Source organism: Amycolatopsis samaneae (assembly GCF_039541975.1).
GTDB lineage: Bacteria > Actinomycetota > Actinomycetes > Mycobacteriales > Pseudonocardiaceae > Amycolatopsis > Amycolatopsis samaneae.
On the sequence record NZ_BAABHG010000017.1, the window covers coordinates 112,283 to 129,636 of the forward strand.

General features: G+C 69.9%; 20 protein-coding genes and 1 pseudogene. 12 read left to right on the plus strand and 9 right to left on the minus strand.

The genetic code is table 11. The features are described from left to right. Positions 1–6: 6 nt before the first annotated feature. Positions 7–981 carry a mechanosensitive ion channel family protein gene (locus ABD987_RS36050; protein ID WP_345404910.1) on the minus strand — a complete coding sequence of 325 codons (975 nt, stop codon included), beginning with the start codon at positions 979–981 and terminating at the stop codon, positions 7–9. Between the two features lie 355 nt (positions 982–1,336). Here ABD987_RS36050 and ABD987_RS36055 point away from each other — a divergent pair, with 355 nt between their 5' ends. Continuing rightward, the gene (locus ABD987_RS36055; RefSeq protein ID WP_378214330.1) at positions 1,337–1,831 is read left to right on the plus strand and encodes an HNH endonuclease; all 495 of its coding nucleotides are present in this window, start codon (positions 1,337–1,339) and stop codon (positions 1,829–1,831) included. Positions 1,832–1,898: 67 nt separating this feature from the next. Here the strand turns inward: ABD987_RS36055 and ABD987_RS36060 are convergent, their stop codons facing one another. Further along, the gene (locus tag ABD987_RS36060; RefSeq protein ID WP_345404916.1) at positions 1,899–2,216 is read right to left on the minus strand and encodes a hypothetical protein; all 318 of its coding nucleotides are present in this window, start codon (positions 2,214–2,216) and stop codon (positions 1,899–1,901) included. Between the two features lie 451 nt (positions 2,217–2,667). On the opposite strand from ABD987_RS36060, the gene ctaJ reads away from it, so the two are divergent. Beyond that, the gene (gene ctaJ, locus ABD987_RS36065; protein ID WP_345404919.1) at positions 2,668–2,925 is read left to right on the plus strand and encodes an aa3-type cytochrome oxidase subunit CtaJ; all 258 of its coding nucleotides are present in this window, start codon (positions 2,668–2,670) and stop codon (positions 2,923–2,925) included. Further along, positions 2,912–3,397: a DUF5130 family protein gene (locus tag ABD987_RS36070; RefSeq protein WP_345404922.1), complete on the plus strand. Its 486-nt coding sequence runs from the start codon at positions 2,912–2,914 to the stop codon at positions 3,395–3,397. Before ctaJ ends, ABD987_RS36070 begins: the two co-directional genes overlap by 14 nt. A 70-nt stretch (positions 3,398–3,467) precedes the next feature. Here ABD987_RS36070 and ABD987_RS36075 read toward each other — a convergent pair whose 3' ends face one another. After that, complete coding sequence (locus ABD987_RS36075; RefSeq protein ID WP_345404925.1) at positions 3,468–4,112, minus strand: SRPBCC family protein; 645 nt, start codon at positions 4,110–4,112, stop codon at positions 3,468–3,470. 451 nt (positions 4,113–4,563) lie between these two features. After that, positions 4,564–7,128, minus strand: a complete 2,565-nt coding sequence (gene pepN, locus ABD987_RS36080; RefSeq protein WP_345404928.1) for an aminopeptidase N — start codon at positions 7,126–7,128, stop codon at positions 4,564–4,566. Positions 7,129–7,303: 175 nt separating this feature from the next. Here pepN and ABD987_RS36085 point away from each other — a divergent pair, with 175 nt between their 5' ends. Continuing rightward, entirely contained in the window at positions 7,304–7,921 is a 618-nt protein-coding gene (locus ABD987_RS36085) for a mycothiol-dependent nitroreductase Rv2466c family protein (RefSeq protein WP_345404931.1), read from the plus strand. Between the two features lie 22 nt (positions 7,922–7,943). Here the strand turns inward: ABD987_RS36085 and ABD987_RS36090 are convergent, their stop codons facing one another. Continuing rightward, entirely contained in the window at positions 7,944–8,756 is an 813-nt protein-coding gene (locus ABD987_RS36090; RefSeq protein WP_345404934.1) for an MBL fold metallo-hydrolase, read from the minus strand. Continuing rightward, the gene (locus ABD987_RS36095) at positions 8,753–9,499 is read right to left on the minus strand and encodes a 2-phosphosulfolactate phosphatase (protein ID WP_345404937.1); all 747 of its coding nucleotides are present in this window, start codon (positions 9,497–9,499) and stop codon (positions 8,753–8,755) included. The genes ABD987_RS36090 and ABD987_RS36095 overlap by 4 nt, the downstream gene beginning before the upstream one ends. A gap of 46 nt (positions 9,500–9,545) precedes the next feature. On the opposite strand from ABD987_RS36095, the gene ABD987_RS36100 reads away from it, so the two are divergent. Both ABD987_RS36100 and ABD987_RS36105 read left to right on the plus strand, forming a co-directional pair. Next, a complete protein-coding gene (locus ABD987_RS36100) occupies positions 9,546–10,019 on the plus strand; it encodes a ribose-5-phosphate isomerase (RefSeq protein WP_345404940.1) in 474 nt (157 codons plus the stop codon). Continuing rightward, positions 10,019–10,828, plus strand: coding sequence for an Fpg/Nei family DNA glycosylase (locus tag ABD987_RS36105; RefSeq protein WP_345404943.1), 810 nt, complete (start codon positions 10,019–10,021; stop codon positions 10,826–10,828). The genes ABD987_RS36100 and ABD987_RS36105 overlap by 1 nt, the downstream gene beginning before the upstream one ends. A gap of 10 nt (positions 10,829–10,838) precedes the next feature. Here the strand turns inward: ABD987_RS36105 and ABD987_RS36110 are convergent, their stop codons facing one another. Both ABD987_RS36110 and ABD987_RS36115 read right to left on the minus strand, forming a co-directional pair. After that, positions 10,839–11,585: a GNAT family N-acetyltransferase gene (locus tag ABD987_RS36110; protein WP_345404946.1), complete on the minus strand. Its 747-nt coding sequence runs from the start codon at positions 11,583–11,585 to the stop codon at positions 10,839–10,841. A gap of 149 nt (positions 11,586–11,734) precedes the next feature. Next, entirely contained in the window at positions 11,735–12,532 is a 798-nt protein-coding gene (locus ABD987_RS36115) for a hypothetical protein (RefSeq protein WP_345404949.1), read from the minus strand. Positions 12,533–12,690: 158 nt separating this feature from the next. Here ABD987_RS36115 and ABD987_RS36120 point away from each other — a divergent pair, with 158 nt between their 5' ends. The 3 genes and pseudogenes from ABD987_RS36120 to ABD987_RS36130 all read left to right on the plus strand — a co-directional run. After that, positions 12,691–13,566: a TIGR03619 family F420-dependent LLM class oxidoreductase gene (locus tag ABD987_RS36120; RefSeq protein WP_345404952.1), complete on the plus strand. Its 876-nt coding sequence runs from the start codon at positions 12,691–12,693 to the stop codon at positions 13,564–13,566. Positions 13,567–13,569: 3 nt separating this feature from the next. After that, positions 13,570–14,013, plus strand: a complete 444-nt coding sequence (locus ABD987_RS36125) for a nuclear transport factor 2 family protein (RefSeq protein ID WP_345404955.1) — start codon at positions 13,570–13,572, stop codon at positions 14,011–14,013. A gap of 174 nt (positions 14,014–14,187) precedes the next feature. Next, positions 14,188–15,351 (plus strand): annotated as a pseudogene (locus ABD987_RS36130) (glycoside hydrolase family 27 protein); the annotation flags it as partial. Between the two features lie 12 nt (positions 15,352–15,363). Here ABD987_RS36130 and ABD987_RS36135 read toward each other — a convergent pair. Continuing rightward, complete coding sequence (locus tag ABD987_RS36135; protein WP_345404958.1) at positions 15,364–15,699, minus strand: hypothetical protein; 336 nt, start codon at positions 15,697–15,699, stop codon at positions 15,364–15,366. Positions 15,700–15,856: 157 nt separating this feature from the next. Here ABD987_RS36135 and ABD987_RS36140 point away from each other — a divergent pair, with 157 nt between their 5' ends. From ABD987_RS36140 to ABD987_RS36150, 3 genes are all read left to right on the plus strand, one after another. Beyond that, positions 15,857–16,090, plus strand: a complete 234-nt coding sequence (locus ABD987_RS36140; protein WP_345404961.1) for a hypothetical protein — start codon at positions 15,857–15,859, stop codon at positions 16,088–16,090. 103 nt (positions 16,091–16,193) lie between these two features. Further along, positions 16,194–16,694, plus strand: a complete 501-nt coding sequence (locus ABD987_RS36145) for a hypothetical protein (RefSeq protein WP_345404964.1) — start codon at positions 16,194–16,196, stop codon at positions 16,692–16,694. Continuing rightward, a complete protein-coding gene (locus tag ABD987_RS36150; protein WP_345404967.1) occupies positions 16,691–17,257 on the plus strand; it encodes a DUF3558 family protein in 567 nt (188 codons plus the stop codon). The genes ABD987_RS36145 and ABD987_RS36150 overlap by 4 nt, the downstream gene beginning before the upstream one ends. Positions 17,258–17,354: the final 97 nt, after the last annotated feature.

Sequence of the window (17,354 nt, forward strand, 5' to 3'; positions counted from 1 at the left end):
CCCTGCTCACTTGTCGGTGGCCGATCCTGACATGAACCGTCCCATCGGTGGTTCGAAACCGGCTTCTTCGAGCGCGGTGAGCAGATGTCCGCGCAGCGCCCGCTGGACCGCCCACTGCCTGCCCGGACGCACCTTGACCGTCAGCCGCAGTTCGATGCTCTCGGGTGTGACGCTTTCCACGCCGAGCATCTCCGGTGGTTCCAGCACGTCGTCGGACAGCGGGGCCGCCTGGACCGCGGCGGAGGCCGTGTCGGACAGCAGGGTCGTCGCGCGCTCGACGTCGGCCGAGTAGCCGAGCGGGACGTCGACCACCGCGACCGCGAAGCCCTGGCTGGAGTTGCCGACGCGTTTCACCTCGCCGTTGCGCACGTACCAGACCGTGCCCTTGAGGTCACGCAAGGTCGTCACGCGCAGGCCGACGGCTTCCACGGTCCCGGTCGCCGAGCCGACGTCGACCACGTCGCCGACGCCGTACTGGTCCTCGATCATCATGAAGATCCCGGACAGGAAGTCCTTGACGAGGTTCTGCGCGCCGAAACCGAGCGCGACACCCACGATCCCGGCGGACGCGAGCAACGGGCCGAGGTCTATCCCCAGCACGCCGAGCACCTGCAGGAACGCCAGGCCGTAGATGAGGAAGGCGGCCAGCGATTTCAGCACCGAGCCGATCGTCCTGGCGCGTTGGCGCCGCCGCTCGATGACGACCGGGCCGAGCACCTCGGGCGCGCGTTCGCGCAGCGGGCGCAGCATCGCGGGCAGCTTGCCGCCCCGGGGGAGCGTGGTGAGCCGGTTGATCAACCGCCGTGCCACCCAGTTCAGCACCACGGCGAGTACCACCGCGAGCAGGATCTGGAGTGGTTTGGTGACAAGCCAGCCCGCGGAGCCCGCGAGCCACTCGTTGTGCGTGACGTTGTAGACCTGGCCGCACCAGGTGCTCGGGTCCTTGATGCACGGCGGCGGTTCCCTGAACAGGGGGTTCACGGGGAGAGCTCGACCTTTCGTTCGGCACGACTTCGCCAACCTGGGGTTGATGGCGGGCCGCGCGGATGTGACACGTCTTCTAACACACGTGCGCTGAGGGGCGGATGTGTGGTCGACTATGCCTGCACCCCGTGGAGGTGGTCGAGTGCCAGACCGACAACCCATCCCCCTCGGCGCGCACGGCCAAGCCATGGCCGCGCCGGCGCCGGAGGTGGCCCTGCGTGCCTGTCCCGGAGGCTCCGCGTCCGGCGGAGGTGGCCCGACCGGGCCCGGGACCCGGCCTGGGGGTGTCGCCCGTCCGCCCGGCCACCGCAGGGGCCGGGAACCCGCCGTCGCCTGGGGACGCCGCCGGGTCCTGCTGCTCAACGCCACTTTCGAGCCGCTCACCGCGTTGCCGCTGCGGCGCGCGGTGGTGCTCGTCATGTGTGGCAAGGCCGAGGTGGTGCACGGGGACCCGGCCGGCGTCGAACTGCACGCCGCGACTGTCTCCCTGCCCGTGCCCTCGGTGATCCGGCTGAGCACCTACGTCCGCGTACCGTACCGGGCCAAGGTGCCGCTCACGCGAGCCGGGCTGATGCATCGTGACCGATATCGCTGTGCCTACTGCGGCGGGCGGGCCGAGACGATCGATCACGTCGTCCCGCGCAGCAGGGGCGGGGCGCACAGCTGGCAGAACTGCGTGGCCTGTTGCGCCAAGTGCAACCACCGCAAGGCCGATCGGATGCTGTCCGAGATCGGCTGGCGACTGCGGGTGGTACCGAGGGCGCCGCACGGGCCGCACTGGCGGCTGCTCGCCCATTCCAAGGAAGCCGACCCGTTGTGGCGGCCCTACCTGGGATCCGCCGCGTAACTGCGCGCGTCGGCGCCCCGGCAGCCGGTGGGCGGCCGGGGCGAGCCGATGACCTGTGACGCGGTACTCAGGCGGCGAGCGCGTAGTCGCCCTGGCAGGTGACGCGGGTGCCCATAGTGACTCGCGTGCCCATCGTGACCCGGGTGCCTCGCGTGACCCTGGTGCCGCGCGTGACGCGGGTGCCGCAGGTGACGCGGGTACCGGCGGTGACACGCGTGCCCATCGTGACGCGAGTGCCACGGGTGACCCTGGTGCCGCGGGTGACGCGCGTGCCCATGGTGACTCGCGTGCCCGCCGTGACGCGGGTGCCCATCGTGACGCGGGTGCCCGCCGTGACTCGCGTGCCACGGGTGACGCGGGTGCCGCGCGTGACCCGGGTGCCCATGGTCACCCTGGTGCCCGCCGTGACGCGGGTACCGCGGGTGACGCGAGTACCGCGCGTAACCCTTGTGCCGGACGTCACACGGGTCCCGGGCTGGAATTCGACGTCGCTGGGTGACCAAACGGCCTCGGTGATCGCCTGTGCGGGGGGCTGGACGCTCTGCATGACGTGGCCTCCTGGGACCGGTGCGTTACCTGCTGGGGGCTGGGAAGCGGGGCGCAAGGCCCGTACAGGTGAAAAAGCTACGAGGATTTCAAGGGCCGGACAAGACGAATGCGTCGGGTGCGGCCACCTGTACGGTGAGTTGCCATCTTTCGGTCCGACGCGCTTCGCCTCAACGTTCCAGTCCGGGGACGGCAAGCGGCGGACGGCACCCGGGCGGCGATGAGCGGTCGGTCTCCGCACGGGCGCGGTGAGCGGGTGGCCGCGAAGGCCATCCGATACGCTCACCGGCGTGAACCTTGTCGAGACGATCCTGGTCTTCGCGGTGATCCCCTTGGCCATCTACGGAGTGGTCGGCCTGGCCACCCTGCGGACCAAGTTCGCCGGTACCCCCCGGTACCGGCCGGGACAGCCGTGGGAGTACCCGGCCATGTGGTGGAGTGCCAACCCCGACGGGGTCGGCACCGGGCACCGGCACGCCGGTGCGGACAACGCGGCGCCCGCGGACGGCGCCCCGACCGCTGCGGGAGGCGCTCGTGGCAACTGGTGAACTGACCCACGCGCACGGCGCCGACGTGGCCGGGCGTGAGCTCGCCTACGGGGAGGCCGTTACCTCCAGTGGGCGCCTCTCGGCGGCCAAGATGTACGAACCGGCTGCTCCGAAAGGCCCATTCACGATCAAGCAGTTGTCCCGGCTCGACGAGGCGCTGACCTTCGCCAGCCGGGAGACCGGCCTCGACTTCAGCATCTACCTCGGCGACCTCGGTGAGGACAGCCGGGCGGAGGCGGAGAAGCTGCACTCGGGCACGCAGGACCCGGCGAACGCCGTGCTGATCGCGGTGTCGCCCGCCGCGCGGGTGATCGAGATCGTCACCGGCACGCACGCCTTCCTGCGCCTGCCGGACCGCGGCGCGAAGCTCGCGGTCGCCAGCATGGTCGCCTCCTTCAAGGAGGGTGACCTGGTCGGTGGCCTCGTCAACGCCCTGCGCATGCTCTCGGACCAGGCCGGTTCGCCCGCCTGATCCGCCGAACGCCTCGAAGGGGCCCGTTCGCACCTGCCGGTGCGGACGGGCCCCTTCGTCGTTCGCCCGGTCAGTGGCAGGGATCGGCCTCGGCCGCGGTCTTGAGATCGCGGAGCCAGGTTTCGAGGCCCATGTCGGAGCCGGGGTCGGCCTGCGGGCCCCGGTGGCTCTCCTCGGTGCGGACGAGGACGCCGCCGGGGACCTTGACGAAGTTCCAGACGTGGACGCCGTCGATGCGATAGCCGGGGCCCTCGGCGGGGCCGGTCCAGCGGAGGCACTGGCCGTACCGGAGCTGCTGGACGGTCGAGGTGATGACCACGGTGCCGGGCGGGGTCGCGGGCGTCGGGGGAATCCGTACGGTCGCCTGGAACCGGGAGCGCTCGCGCAGCGGGCCGTGGTCGAGGCGCTCGACGGTCATGGGGGCGGCGGGTTTCTGCCAGGACGGCCAGTCCGCCACGTCGGTCTGCAGGCTCCAGACGGTGCGCAACGGTGCCCGGACGAACGTTTCGGCCCGGTGGCGGGCCTCGGCGCCGGTGTCGACACCCTTGCCTTCGCAGGTCAGCGAAGCCGGGCGGAGGCCTTGGCCGGAAGTGGTGGCCTGGGCGGGTGCCGTGACGCCAAGGAGACCGGCGGCCAGCGGGAGCGCGAGCAGGGCGGCCCGCGTGCCGGTCCGGCGCCGGGAGGTCTGTGCGGTGGCCGTGCGGGTACCGGGCAAGGTCCTTCTCCTTCGTTCAGCTGAGCACTACTAGTTATAGTTATAAGTTATAACGAACGAGCGTGAGCGTCAATAGAAAAAGTGAGAGGCTATAACTCGCCGTCGGAAACGCCGTTAAAGGCCACCTTCACAGCGTCGGCCTCGTCCGCGGTCGAGCGCCCCAATGTGGCATTGGGTGCTCCGCCCTTGCCCCCACCGCCACCCTCAACGGAGACGCTCCGCGTCCGGCCCCGATTCCACGCACCCAATGTGGCGTTCGGTGCGTTGGACGCACCGAACGCCACATTGGGGCGCATGGGCCGCCGGAGAAGGGGCCCCGCGCGGCTCCCCGGACATGCCGTCAAGGACCCTTGGCGCGTTCCGCGTACGGGTAACAAGCCCCGAAAACGCCGTGAAGGCCCTCTTACCGGCGCTCAACGCCGGTAAGGGGGCCTTCACGGACCAGGGACGATCAGGAGCGGTCGAAGTCCCGGGCGGCCAGCGCGCGGACGATGCCGGCGCGGCCCTCCGAGACCAGCCGCCGCAGCGCCGCCGGGTGCTCACCGGCGAGCCAGGCGTCCGAGGCCTCGACCGTGGCGGGCTCCACCGCCCACGACGGGTACAGGCCGATGATCGTCGGCTGCGCCCGCTCGCTCGACCGCCGCTGCCACACCTCGTCGACGACCGCGAAGTACTTCGCGACGTACTCGCCGAGCAGCGCCTTCTGGCCGGGGTGCGAGAACCCCGAGATGAGCGAGTCGCTGACCGCGTTGGGCAGCTCGTCGTCGTGGATCGCGCGCTGCCAGGCGTCCGCCTTGGCCGCCGCGGTCGGCCGCAGCGCGCGCGAGCGCTCGGCCTGGCGCCGCCCGGCGGCGGTGTCGTCCCGCGCCTGCTCGGCCTCGATCTCGGCCTGGTCCGCCTTGCCGTGCGCCACCAGGGCGTGCAGCAGCCGCCACCGCAGGTCGGTGTCGACGGTGAGCCCTTCGAGCGGCGCCGAGCCGTCGAGCCAGCCCGCGACGACCGCCAGGGTGTCCTCGTCCAATACCGAACCGGCGAGCGAGTTGACGAACGCAAGCTGGTGGTCCGAGCCCGGCTCCGCCGCGCGCACCAGCTCCAGCAGCCGGGTGGTGAACGCGGGCCAGCCCGTGGCCACCGCCCACTCCTGCTCGGCGTAGGAGTTCAGCGCGGTCTGCGCCTGCAGCAGCAGCCGCTGCACGACCCCGACCTCGGTCTCGGCGTGGATGCCGCGGGCCACCAGCGTGACGAAGTCGCGGGCCTTGAGCTCGGCCTCGCGGGTCATCTCCCACGCCGCCGACCAGCACAGCGTGCGGGGGAGCGGATCGGTGAAGTCGGCGACGCGGTCGATCAGCGTGGTCAGCGACGCCGGGTCGAGCCGCATCCGGCAGTAGGTGAGGTCGTCGTCGTTGACCAGCACCAGCTTGCCCGCGGGCACCCCGACCAGCGCCGGGACGTCGGTGCGCTCGCCGTCGACGTCCAGTTCGACGCGGTGCGTGCGCACGAGGCGGCCGTTCCCGTCCTCGTCGTACACGCCGACCGCGACCCGGTGCGTGCGCAGCTCACCGGCACCCGGCTTCGCCCCGGTCTGCACGACCGCGAACGAGCCGAACGTGCCGTCCCCGGCGACCTCGTAGCGCGGGCTCAGCGAGTTCAGCCCGGTGGTCTCCAGCCACTGCGCGCTCCACCACGACAGATCGCGCCCGGACGCCTCCTCCAGCGCGCCCAGCAGATCCGCCAGTGTCGCGTTGCCCCAGGCGTGCTTGCCGAAGTAGACCTTCAGGCCCTCCAGGAAGTGCTCCTGGCCGACGTAGGCGACGAGCTGCTTGAGCACGCTCGCGCCCTTGGCGTAGGTGATGCCGTCGAAGTTCACCTCGACCGCGTGCAGGTCGACGATGTCCGCGGCGATCGGGTGCGTCGAGGGCAGCTGGTCCTGCCGGTAGGCCCACGACTTCTCGATGTTCGCGAAGCTCGTCCACGCGTTGGTGTACTCGGTCGCCTCGGCCTGTGCGAGCACGCTGGCGAAGGTCGCGAACGACTCGTTGAGCCACAGGTCGTCCCACCACCGCATGGTGACGAGGTCGCCGAACCACATGTGCGCCATCTCGTGCAGCAGCGTCTCGGCGCGCCGCTCGTAGGCGTAGCGGGTGACCCGGCTGCGGAAGACGTAGTCCTCCAGGAAGGTCACCGCGCCCGCGTTCTCCATCGCGCCCGCGTTGAACTCCGGCACGAACAGCTGGTCGTACTTCGAGAACGGATACGGCGTCGCGAACTTCTCGTGGTAGAAGGCGAAACCCTGCTTGGTCTCGACGAACAGCTTGTCCGCGTCCATGTGCTCGGCCAGCGAGGCGCGGCAGTAGATCCCGAGCGGGATGGTGCGGTGCTCGTCGGAGAACTCGTCGCGCCATTCGGCGTACGGGCCGGCGATCAGCGCGACCAGGTACGTCGAAATCCGCTCGGACACCTTGAACACCGTGCGCACGGCGCCTTCCGGGGTGTCCTCGGCCGATTCGACGAGCGCGTTCGAGATGATCTTCCAGCTCTTCGGCGCGGTGACCGTCAGCCGGTACACCGACTTGAGGTCGGGCTGGTCGAAGCAGGCGAACATCCGCTTCGCGTCGGCGGTTTCGAACTGCGTGTACAGGTAGACGCCGTCGTCGACCGGGTCGACGAAGCGGTGCAGGCCCTCGCCGGTGTTCATGTACCGGCAGTCGGCGGTGACCACGAGCTCGTTGCTCTCGGCGAGCCCGGGCAACGTGATGCCGTCGTCCTCGACGTACGCGCTGACGTCCAGGTCGGTTCCGTTCAGCGTGGCGGACCGGACTCCTTCGGCGACGACGTCGACCCAGGACTGTTCACCGGCCCGGGCGCTCGAGAACCGGATGGTGGTCTTCGAGGCGAAGGTCTTCTCCCCGGGACCGCCTCGGCCGTCGGTGAGGTCCAGTTCGATGTCGTAGGACTCAACGTCGAGCAGGTCGGCGCGCTGCTTGGCTTGGTCTCGGGTCAGGTTCGGGGCGGGCACGGGCACCTCTGGTCAGTGAATTCGGTTTCGGTTTCCAACTACAGGCATCCAATCATGGGGACGTACCTACTGACGATGGGGAACAAGCGCGCGCCCGACGATGTTGGGCGGAGTGGGGGCCGTCACCCGGACCGCCCACGCCCCGCAGGACCCGCGCCACCTGGAGAGAGAAACGATGACCGCTGAGTCCCGGCCCACCAAGGTCGACTTCTTCTTCGACCCGATCTGCCCCTTCGCGTGGATCACCTCGCGCTGGATCCTCGAAGTCGAGAAGCACCGTGACCTGGACCTGAACTTCCGCGTGATGAGCCTGTCGGTGCTCAACGAGAACCGGGAGGACCTGCCCGAGCGGTACAAGGCGCTGCTGTCGGAGGGCTGGGCGCCGGTCCGCGTCGCGATCGCGCTCGAACAGCTCAAGGGCCAGCAGGCCGTCCGCGACTTCTACACCGAGTTCGGCACCCGCTACCACAACCAGGGCAACGAGGACCGCCGCCAGGTCATCAAGGAGGCGCTGGAAGCCGTCGGCGCGCCCGAGCTGATCGAGGCCGGTGACTCGGCCGAGTACGACGAAGCGCTGCGGAAGAGCCACCACGAGGGCATGGACCCGGTCGGCACGGAGGTCGGCACGCCGACCATCCACATCGACGGCGTCGCGTTCTTCGGCCCGGTGCTCAGCTCGATCCCGCGGGGCGAGGACGCGCTCAAGGTGTTCGACGGCGCGGTCGCCCTCGCGAGCTACCCCGACTTCTTCGAGCTCAAGCGCACGCGGACCGGCGAGCTGAACTTCGACTGATTCCGCTGATTCCGCGTCCGGCTCACGGCGTGCTCAGCGCGGCACGCGTGACGTCGGCGGGGTAGGGGGACATCGCGACGGCCTCCTCCTCGGTCGTTTCTCCCGCCGCGACAGCGGTTTTGAGGATGACGAGCCGGTGGAGGCCGTCGCGGTGCCGTGTCAAGAACGCGGCGTCGACGGGATCGCCGTGCCCCGGCACGACGGTTTCCGGCCGCAGCGCGAGGATCCGATCGAGCGCGGCGGCCCAGGCGGCGAGGTGTGTGTCGGTGCCGAACGAGTCGGCGGTGAAGCCGGACGGCCCGTGCTCGACGGTGTCGCCGGCGAACACGATCCCGGCGTCGGGCACGTGCGCGACGAGGTCGTGGTCGGTGTGCGCGAGCCCGGGATGCACCAGCGCCACGACCCGGCCGCCGAGGTCGAGCTCCGCGCGGTCGGTCACCAGGTGTCCCGGCGGGATGATCGTGGTCCGTGTCAGCGCGTCGGCGATGTGCGGCTTTCCCTCCTCGCGGTAGGTGGTGATCCGCCGCTGCCGGGCGCGTTCGCCGTACGCGGCCAGTTCGGCGACACACCCCGCCTGCGCCCAGACTTCGCACGGCAGGAACGGCGTGGTCCCGAAGCAGTGGTCGAAGTGCGCGTGCGTGTAGGCCACGGCCCACGGCAGCGACGTGATCTCCCGGACCGCCGCGGCGAGTTCGGTGCCCTGGTCGACGTCGCCCCTGCTGTCGATCACCAGGCAGCGTTCGGTGCCGACGACGAGCCCGGTGGTCAGGTCCAGCTCCTCGTACCGGCGCGCGTAAACGCCCTCGGCGAGTTCGAGCCAACGGCCTTCGGTCACGATGACAAAATCCCTTCGGAAAGAACGGGGGCGACCATGCTGACATCCACCTGCGCGGCCAGCGTGATGTTCACTTCGTGCCCGGCCGCGCCGTGTTCCCTGCCCGAGGTGCAGGCGTGCAGCGCGCGGAGCACGTCGGTGCCGCCGTACGCCGTGGCCGCCAGCGCCGCTTCGGGCGATGGGACGCGGTCGTAGGCGGTCAACGCCGCCACGATCGCGCCCGCGCCGAGCTGATCCTCGACACACGGGCGCAGCGGCCCGAGCTCACCGTCGTTGTCGCCGAACAGGCTGACGCCCCAGCGTTCCCCGGCGGCGATCACCCCGATCGGCCCGCCGCGGGAAAGTTCGTGCGCGCGTTCCGCGACGGCGTACGCGTTGCGCAGACATCCGACGAGGACCGCCGCCCCCGCTGTGCTCGCCTTGTCGCACAGGGTGGCGCCGTTCGGCGAGGGTAACGCGAGCAAGGTGTCGGAGGGGATTTCGGTCACCGTCGAAGGACGCAGGGTCCGCGCGCCTTCTCCCGCGAGGTCGGCTCCGGCCGCCCGCGCGCGTGCCACGCCCTGCTCGTCCCGCCATCGCAGCGGGAGTACCCGGCTGCCCCGGCCGAGGACGATGTCCGTGGTGGTGCTGAAGGAAAGTACGTCGACGATGACCAGCGCGGTGCAACCCGGCCCGAGGTTTTCGATGCCCTCCGCACCCCATTCGAGCCGGACGTCGTAGCCCGGCTGCTCCCAGATGTCCACCCCCACAGCATGCCCGTGCGGAGGCGGGATGGCAGACTCCCTTGCTGTGCGTGTCTACCTGGGATCCGACCATGCCGGTTTCGAGCTGAAGAACCACCTGGTGAGCCACCTGCGCGAGCAGGGCCACGAGGTCACGGACATCGGTCCGGCCGTCTACGACGCCGCCGACGACTACCCTGCGTTCTGCGTCGAGACGGCGCTGCGGGTGGTCGCCGACGAGGGCAGCCTCGGCATCGTGATCGGCGGCTCCGGCAACGGCGAGCAGATCGCCGCGAACAAGGTTCCCGGCGCGCGGGCGGGCCTCGCCTGGAGTGTCGAGACCGCGAAGCTGTGCCGCGAGCACAACCACGCGCAGCTCATCGGTGTCGGTGCCCGGATGCACACCACCGAACAGGCCACCGAGATCGTCGAGGCCTTCCTCGCGACACCGGTTTCGCCCGACGAGCGGCACGCGCGCCGGGTCCGGCAGCTGCTGGACTACGAGCGCACCGGCACCCCGCCGGCACTGCCGGGGGCCTGATGCCCGAAGGGCACACCCTGCACCGGCTCGCCCGCCTGCACAAACGGCGCTACGCGGGCGCACCGGTGTCGGTCAGCAGCCCGCAGGGCCGGTTCGCCGCCGAGGCGTCCCGTTTGGACGGTCGGGTGCTGGTGTCCGCCGAGGCGCACGGCAAGCACCTGTTCCACCACTACGGTCCACAGGGGACGGTGCACGTCCACCTCGGGCTGTACGGCACCTTCGGCGAGGCGAAGCTGCCCGCGAGCGCGCCGGTCGGCCAGGTCAGGATGCGGCTGGAGGGCCGGACGCACTGGACGGACCTGCGCGGCCCGACCCGGTGCGAACTCCTGGACGAGGCGCAGGTCGACGCGATCAAGGCGCGGCTCGGGCCCGATCCGCTGCGCGCGGACGCGGACCCGGACCGCGCGTGGGCACGGATCTCCCGTTCCCGCACGTCGATCGCGGCGTTGCTGATGGACCAGTCCGTGCTCGCCGGGGTCGGCAACGTCTACCGCGCCGAGGTGCTGTTCCGGCACGGCGTGCCGCCGCTGCTGGCCGGGCGCGAGCTCGACCGGGCGCTGTGGGACGACATGTGGGCCGATCTGGTCGCGCTCATGCGCGACGGCGTCCGCGTCGGTCGCATCGACACCGTCGCGCCCGAGCACCTGCCGGAGGCCACCGGCCGCGCCCCGCGCCAGGACCGGCACGGCGGCGAGGTCTACGTCTACCGCCGCGCGGGCGAGGAGTGCCTGGTGTGCGGGACCTCGGTGGCCCACGCCGATCTCGTGGGCCGCAACCTCTACTGGTGCCCGGCCTGCCAGCCCGCCTGAGCCGGCGTCGTCAGGCGGGTCGTGTCCGGTAGTGGTAGCGCGCGGCCGTGGTGAATCCCGCGCGGTCGTAGAGCTTCAACGCCGGTTCGTTGTCCGCGAGTACCTGGAGCCACACCGAATCGACGCCGTGCCCCGACGCCTCGGCGAGTAGCGCGCGCAGCACGGCCGCGGCCTGGCCTCGCCGTCGCGCGTCCGGGCGGACGGCGAGTCCGTACAGCCCGCCCCAGGTGCCGACGAGCGCGAGCCTGCCGATCGCGGTGACCCCGGAACCCCCGGTCACCGAGGCGTAGAGCGCGGGGGTGGACTCCATGATTTCGCGTGCCACGGCGAGGGTTTCGGCGCCGCCCCTGCCATCCGTGCGGGACCACAGGTCCAGCCAGGCGGCGTCCGGGCTCTTGTCGATCCGCACGGCGGACTCGTCCGGCGGGAGCCGTCTCAGCACGGTCGCGACCTCGGCGGTCTGGAGGACCGTCGGGCGGAGTGGCGTGTAGCCGCGTGCGGCGAGGAGGTCGTCGAGGTCGCCGGGCCGTGCGGCGGGACCGACCTGGAACGTCGAGGCCAGCCCCGCGTCGTGGTAGAGCCGTTCGACCTCGCGCAGCGCGCGGACGGGGTCGGCGGGCGGGGTGCGGGGCAGCACCGAGTTCGCCCGGGTGGTGACCCCTGCCGACCGGCGGACGAGCCAGCCGTCGACCTCGGCGCAGGTCAGCGCCCGCCAGCCCTGGTGCATCAGATCGTCGAGTTCTCGTGCGGTGATCATGCGGTCAACGCTAAGCGGCCTGTATGAAGAACCGCAACTGTGTATAGATATTCATTATGCCGCCGAGCGGGTGATCGGCCCGGAAACGACGAAGGGGATTTTCCGCCTGGTGTGGCGAAAAATCCCCTTCGGGTCAGGAAGCCGGGGGCTCAGAAGTCGAAGCCGCCGCCCCCGCCGTCGAACCCGCCGCCGCCACCGTCGAAGCCGCCCCAGTCGCCGCCGAAGTCACCGCCGCCGTCGAACCCGCCGCCGAAGTCGCCCCCGCTGTCGAGCCCGCCGGAGCCCAGCGCGTCCATCTGGCCCGCGTCGTAACCGGACTCCCAGGCCGACGCGCTGGCGATGCCGCCCATGCCGCTGAACATCGCGCCGAACAGCAGCGCCGAGCCCAGGCCCCACGCGCCGCCGATCAGGGCGGGCTTCCACCACGGCTCGCTGTACCAGCCCTCGGGTACCGGGCGCCCGGCGACGCGGCCGCCGGGGTAGTAGTACGGCGTGTTCTGGCCCGCCTCGGGCGAGGCCTCGTAGTGCTGGCCCTCGACGTCCACCCTGCGGTGCTCGGTGACCTTGCCGGCGCGCTCGCGCTCGGCTTCCTCCGGCAGTTTCGGGCCGGGGTCCATGCCCATCGCGGTGCGCGCCGCGCGCACGTAGTAGAGGCCCTCGATGGCGGTTTCCTTGACCAGCTTGGCCTGCTCGGCCGTCTTGGCCTGCTCCAGCTGGGAACCCGCCGCGTTGTACCGCTCGCTCGCGTCGGCCATCGCCTGCTGCGAGGCGGTGTCATTGCCGGTGATGTTGAGGACCTGCCCGCCGAGCCGCTCCACCAGACGGCGGGCCTCGGCCTTGGCGTCCTCGAGCTGCCGCTGTCGTGCCGCGGCCTGGGATCGTGCGAAGTAGAGGCCGCCGCCGACGATGACGACGACGAGCACGATCAGGAAGATCGCGGTCCCCATGGGTCACTCCATTAACTCGGGTGCGGGTGTCCCGCAAGACGCCCTTTGAAACGGACAACGCGGACGGTACCCGGTGGGTTCCCGGGACGTGACCCGGCGCACCGGCGGGGGGACGGCGGACTGGCCGAACAAACTAGAACACGTTATAGTTCGGCGGTATGAAGTTCACCCTGTCGGTCGCGATGAACCCCCTGGAACAGCTGACCGGGCTCGCCAGGGTGGCGGAAGAGGCGGGGTTCGCCTCGATCGCCCTCCCTGACTCGCTCTTTTACTCCGAAACGGTGTCCGCCGACTACCCGTACACCCCGGACGGGAGCCGGTTCTGGAACGAGGAAACCCCCTGGGCGGATCCTCTCGTCGCGGCCGCCTCGATGGGGGCGGTGACGAACAGGATCAGGTTCTACACCTCGGTGCTGAAACTGGGTTCGCGCAACCCGGTGCTGCTGGCCCGTCAGGTCAACTCGGTGGCCGCGCTGACCGGCGGCCGGTTCGGGCTCGGCCTCGGCGTCGGGTGGTCGCCCGAGGAGTTCGAGTGGTGCGGGGCGCCCTACGCGCGGCGCGGCAAGCGCGTCGACGAGGCGATCGACGTGCTCCGGCTGATCCTCGACGGCGGCATGGTGGAGTACCACGGGGAGTTCTTCGACTTCGACAAGCTGCGCATGAGCCCCACGCCGCCCTCGCGGGTGCCCTTCTACATCGGCGGGCACACCGACGTCGCGCTGCGGCGGGCGGCCAGGGCGGCGGACGGCTGGTCCTCGGCGATGATGAAGTTCGACGACCTGCGCGACACGATCGCGCGCCTGCGCGAACTGCTCGCCGAGCGGGGGCGCGCCGACGAGCCGTTCGAGTACCAGGCCGTGTGCGTCGACCGGTTCGGCCTCGACGGCTACCGGGAGCAGGCCGCGATCGGCGTGACCGACGTGATCACGATGCCGTGGGTGTTCGAGGGAATCGGGTTCGACGCGGACATCGAGCCGAAGCTCGCCGCGATCCGGAAGTTCGGTACGGAGATCATCGCGAAGTTCGGAGACTGAGACATGGGCATATCGGTCAGCTGGGACAGTGCGGCGGAACAGCCGCCGGCGCGGACGGCCGCGTGGCGGTCGATGAACGCCGTGTGCGCGGGGGACAAGGCGGGCTGGCTCGCGCTGTTCGCCCCGGACGGGGTGGTCGAGGACCCGGTGGGGCCGTCGATGTTCGACGCCGAGGGCAAGGGACATCACGGCCAGGAGGGGATCGCCGCGTTCTGGGATGCCACGATCGCGAACGTCGAGCGCTTCGAGTTCGAGATCCGGGATTCGCACGCCGCGGGCGACGAGGTGGCCAACGTCGGCACCATCACGACCTACCTGCCCGGCGGCTACCGCGTGGACACCGACGGCGTGTTCGTCTACCGCGTCGGGGAGGACGGCCTGATCAGGTCGATGCGCGCGTTCTGGGAGACCGAGCGCGCGATGGCCACCGCCCGCAAGGTTGAGTGACGACGGTGCGTCATATCTGATGTCTGGTGTGTTTGGGTCTTGACCGCGCTTCGGTAGGTCTCTTAACTTTTTAGGGTCAGACCTCCTGCCCTCCGCCGTCGCACGAGGTGCGTGCTCACGAGCCGAGGAGCGGTCATGCCCTTGTTTCGTCGTCCCTTGTTCCGGCGCCGCGCGATGGCGGCCGCGGCCGTCATCGCGCTCACCGCGACCGCGGTCGCCGTCGGTCCGCCCGCCGCCGACGCCCTCGAAAACGGGCTGGCGAGAACGCCGCCCATGGGGTTCAACAACTGGAACTCCACCGGCTGCCGCGCCGAGTTCGGCGAGGCGATGATCAAGGGGATCGCCGACCTCTTCGTGGCGAAGGGCCTCAAGGACGTCGGCTACACCTACGTCAACATCGACGACTGCTGGGCGCTGCCCGCGCGGAACGCCACCGGTGACCTGGTGCCCGACCCCGCGCGGTTCCCACACGGGATCAAGGCGCTCGCCGACTACGTGCACGAGAAGGGCCTTAAGTTCGGCATCTACACCAGCGCGGGCACCAAGACCTGCAACAAGGCGGGTTTCCCCGGCGCGCTCGGGCACGAGCGGCAGGACGCGAACCTCTTCGCCTCCTGGGGCGTCGACTACCTGAAGTACGACAACTGCAACAACCAGGGCGTCGACGCGCGGAAGCGGTACACCGCGATGCGGGACGCGCTGGCCAAAACCGGCCGCAAGATCGCGTATTCCCTGTGCGAGTGGGGAAGGACCGAGCCGAAGGTGTGGACCTGGGGTGCGCCGGTCGGCAACCTGTGGCGGACCACCGGGGACATCTCGGACAAGTGGTCGAGCATGATCGGCAAGGCGCAGGAGAATCGGGTGCTGGCGCGGTACGCGGGGCCGGGGCACTGGAACGACCCGGACATGCTGGAGGTTGGCAACGGCGGCATGACCGCGACCGAGTACCGGACGCATTTCAGCCTGTGGGCGATGATGGCCGCGCCGCTGCTGATCGGCAGTGACCTGCGGAAGGTGTCCGACGAGAACTTCGCGATCCTGAAGAACACCGACGTCATCGCGCTCGACCAGGACCGGCTCGGGAAGCAGGCGACGGTGCTCAGCGCGTCGAACGGCCTCGTCGTCTACAGCAAGGTCCTGGCGAACGGCGACCGCGGTGTCGCCCTGTCCAACGAGACCGGCGCGACCGCGGAGATCAGCACCACCGCGGCAGCCACCGGTATCGACGCCGCCCCCTCCTATCGGCTGAAAGACTTGTGGAGCAAGGAAACCCGGACCACCGCCGGTGCCGTCTCCGCGTCCGTCCCGGCACACGGCACCGTGCTCTACCGCCTCTCCCACGGGTGATCGTCAGCCCCGGGAGTAGAAGTAGCTGCGGGCGGTGAATCCGATGTCCAAGCCGAAGTAGCCCTGTATCCGGGTGCTCTGGCCGGTGCAGTCGCTCTCCGCGTACACGGTCGCCGCGACGTCGGTGTGGTACGACCGCGAGGGCGGCAGCCGGAAGCAGCCCGGGAAGTAGATCGTGGTCTTGTACTCGGTTCCGTGGAACGCCCGCTCGGGGTAGAAGCAGGCGTTGAAGATGATGCTGTCGCAGGCGTCCTCTTCGGCGGCCCCGGCGGGCGTCATGGCCGTGACCAGCGCGGCGGCCACGGCGAGCAGTGCCAGGGGCAGGGTTCTTCGCGTCATGTCGGCAGGGTACGAATCGCCCGTCCCGGCGGAAACCGCCGGATGGCACGCGCTGGAAACGCGTGGAGCCGGAGGCACCCGAAGAGTCGCGGAAGCAGCTGCTGTCCCTGGGGCGGGGGCACTCGCGGTGGGCCCGGCGACTGAACAGGAGATCGTGATGAACGACGTGCGGGGCTGGATGCCTGAGATCGATGACATCGCGGGTGAGCGCCTTGCATACTGGGTGCCACCCGATCCGCACCTCACGTTCGATCGCGACCGGCTCGCGCTCGTCGCCCAGCGCTACCCGCACCACGGCACCGACACGGACAGCAAGATCGCCCAGCATAAGAAGTGCGCGAGGTGCGAAGGCCGGCCTCCCTGCCCGGTGGGAACCCACCCGGTCAGCTGAACAGCCCGCGCTCTCCGGGCGGAACCGCTGACAGGCCCGAACGGTCACTAGTACAGTGCCAACGGGACACTCAGGGTGGTCGCCAACGGTGAGGGAGGGCACCATGGATGGCACTACGTGGGAAAAGCCCGGTTCAGCGGCTGGCGACAAGCCATCAACGGGTGACGCGGGGAAGAACTACCTGAACGACCTGCTCAACCCCCAGATGGATGCTGCCGGTGCCCGGCGAATCGCGACTGGCGGCGACGAGCTGAAGAAGATGGCCGAGACCGGCGGGTTCGCGATCAACGAAGCCGGTCTTCAGACGTACCTCAAGGCGTGCGACAAGTTCCTGGAGGGCTACGACTACTGGAAGGGCCAACTCCAGGTCCTCACCCTGCCGGCCAAGATGGGTGGCAGTCAGTACGCCGGTGCTGTCGCGAACTTCAATGTGAAGGTCGCCAACGGCGACAAGCAGGCGCTGCTGCCGAACCTCGACCTCATGGCCGAAGGCATCAAAACGGCAAGGGAAGCTCTGCTGATCGCGCGGAAAAACTACCGCGAGACCGAGGAACGGCACAATGTCACCTTCGCCAAGCTCAACAAGGAACGCGATCACCAGTGAGCCGACGCACCGCCGCCACCTTCACGGCCCTCGCCTTCGCCGCGATCACGCTCACCGCGTGTTCCAGCCACGTCGGAGGGCAGGCATCGCCCAGTCCGACCGCGCCGGGCAGCAGCGCATCGAGCACAGGCGCGACCACCGATCCCTCGAACCCATTCGCCGGGTTGAACCAGTGCACCTTGCTCGACCAACTCCTCACCGGGCAGGGGTTCCCCAAGGCCGAGCCTGCGCGGGCCGACCGCACACACACGTGCCACTCACAGAGGTACACCGGGGGCAGCAACGAAAACTACGATGTGAACCTTGGCCTTCACCCAGGCCAGAAGATCAACGAAAATCTCAACAACCCCGCCCAAGCCCAGAACGGCAAGATCAACGGCACCCGCCCTTCGGTACGTCAGCCCGAACCGCTCAACTCCAAGGGACAGTGCCAAATCAACCTCCAGGTCGCCACCAACTCACGCGCCTACGTCCTCGTCACCTCCGGCCTGGACACCGAACGCGCCTGCACGTTCGCCCAACAGCTCGCCGAAAAGCTCGACTCTCAGCTCCCCCCAAGCTGACTACCCCGCGCATGCGGGGAGCACGCTGTCATGACCAGCAGCTTTAGGGGCGCGCCGTCGCGTTTGGCTGTCACCTAAAGCAGTCCGCCCGACAGGT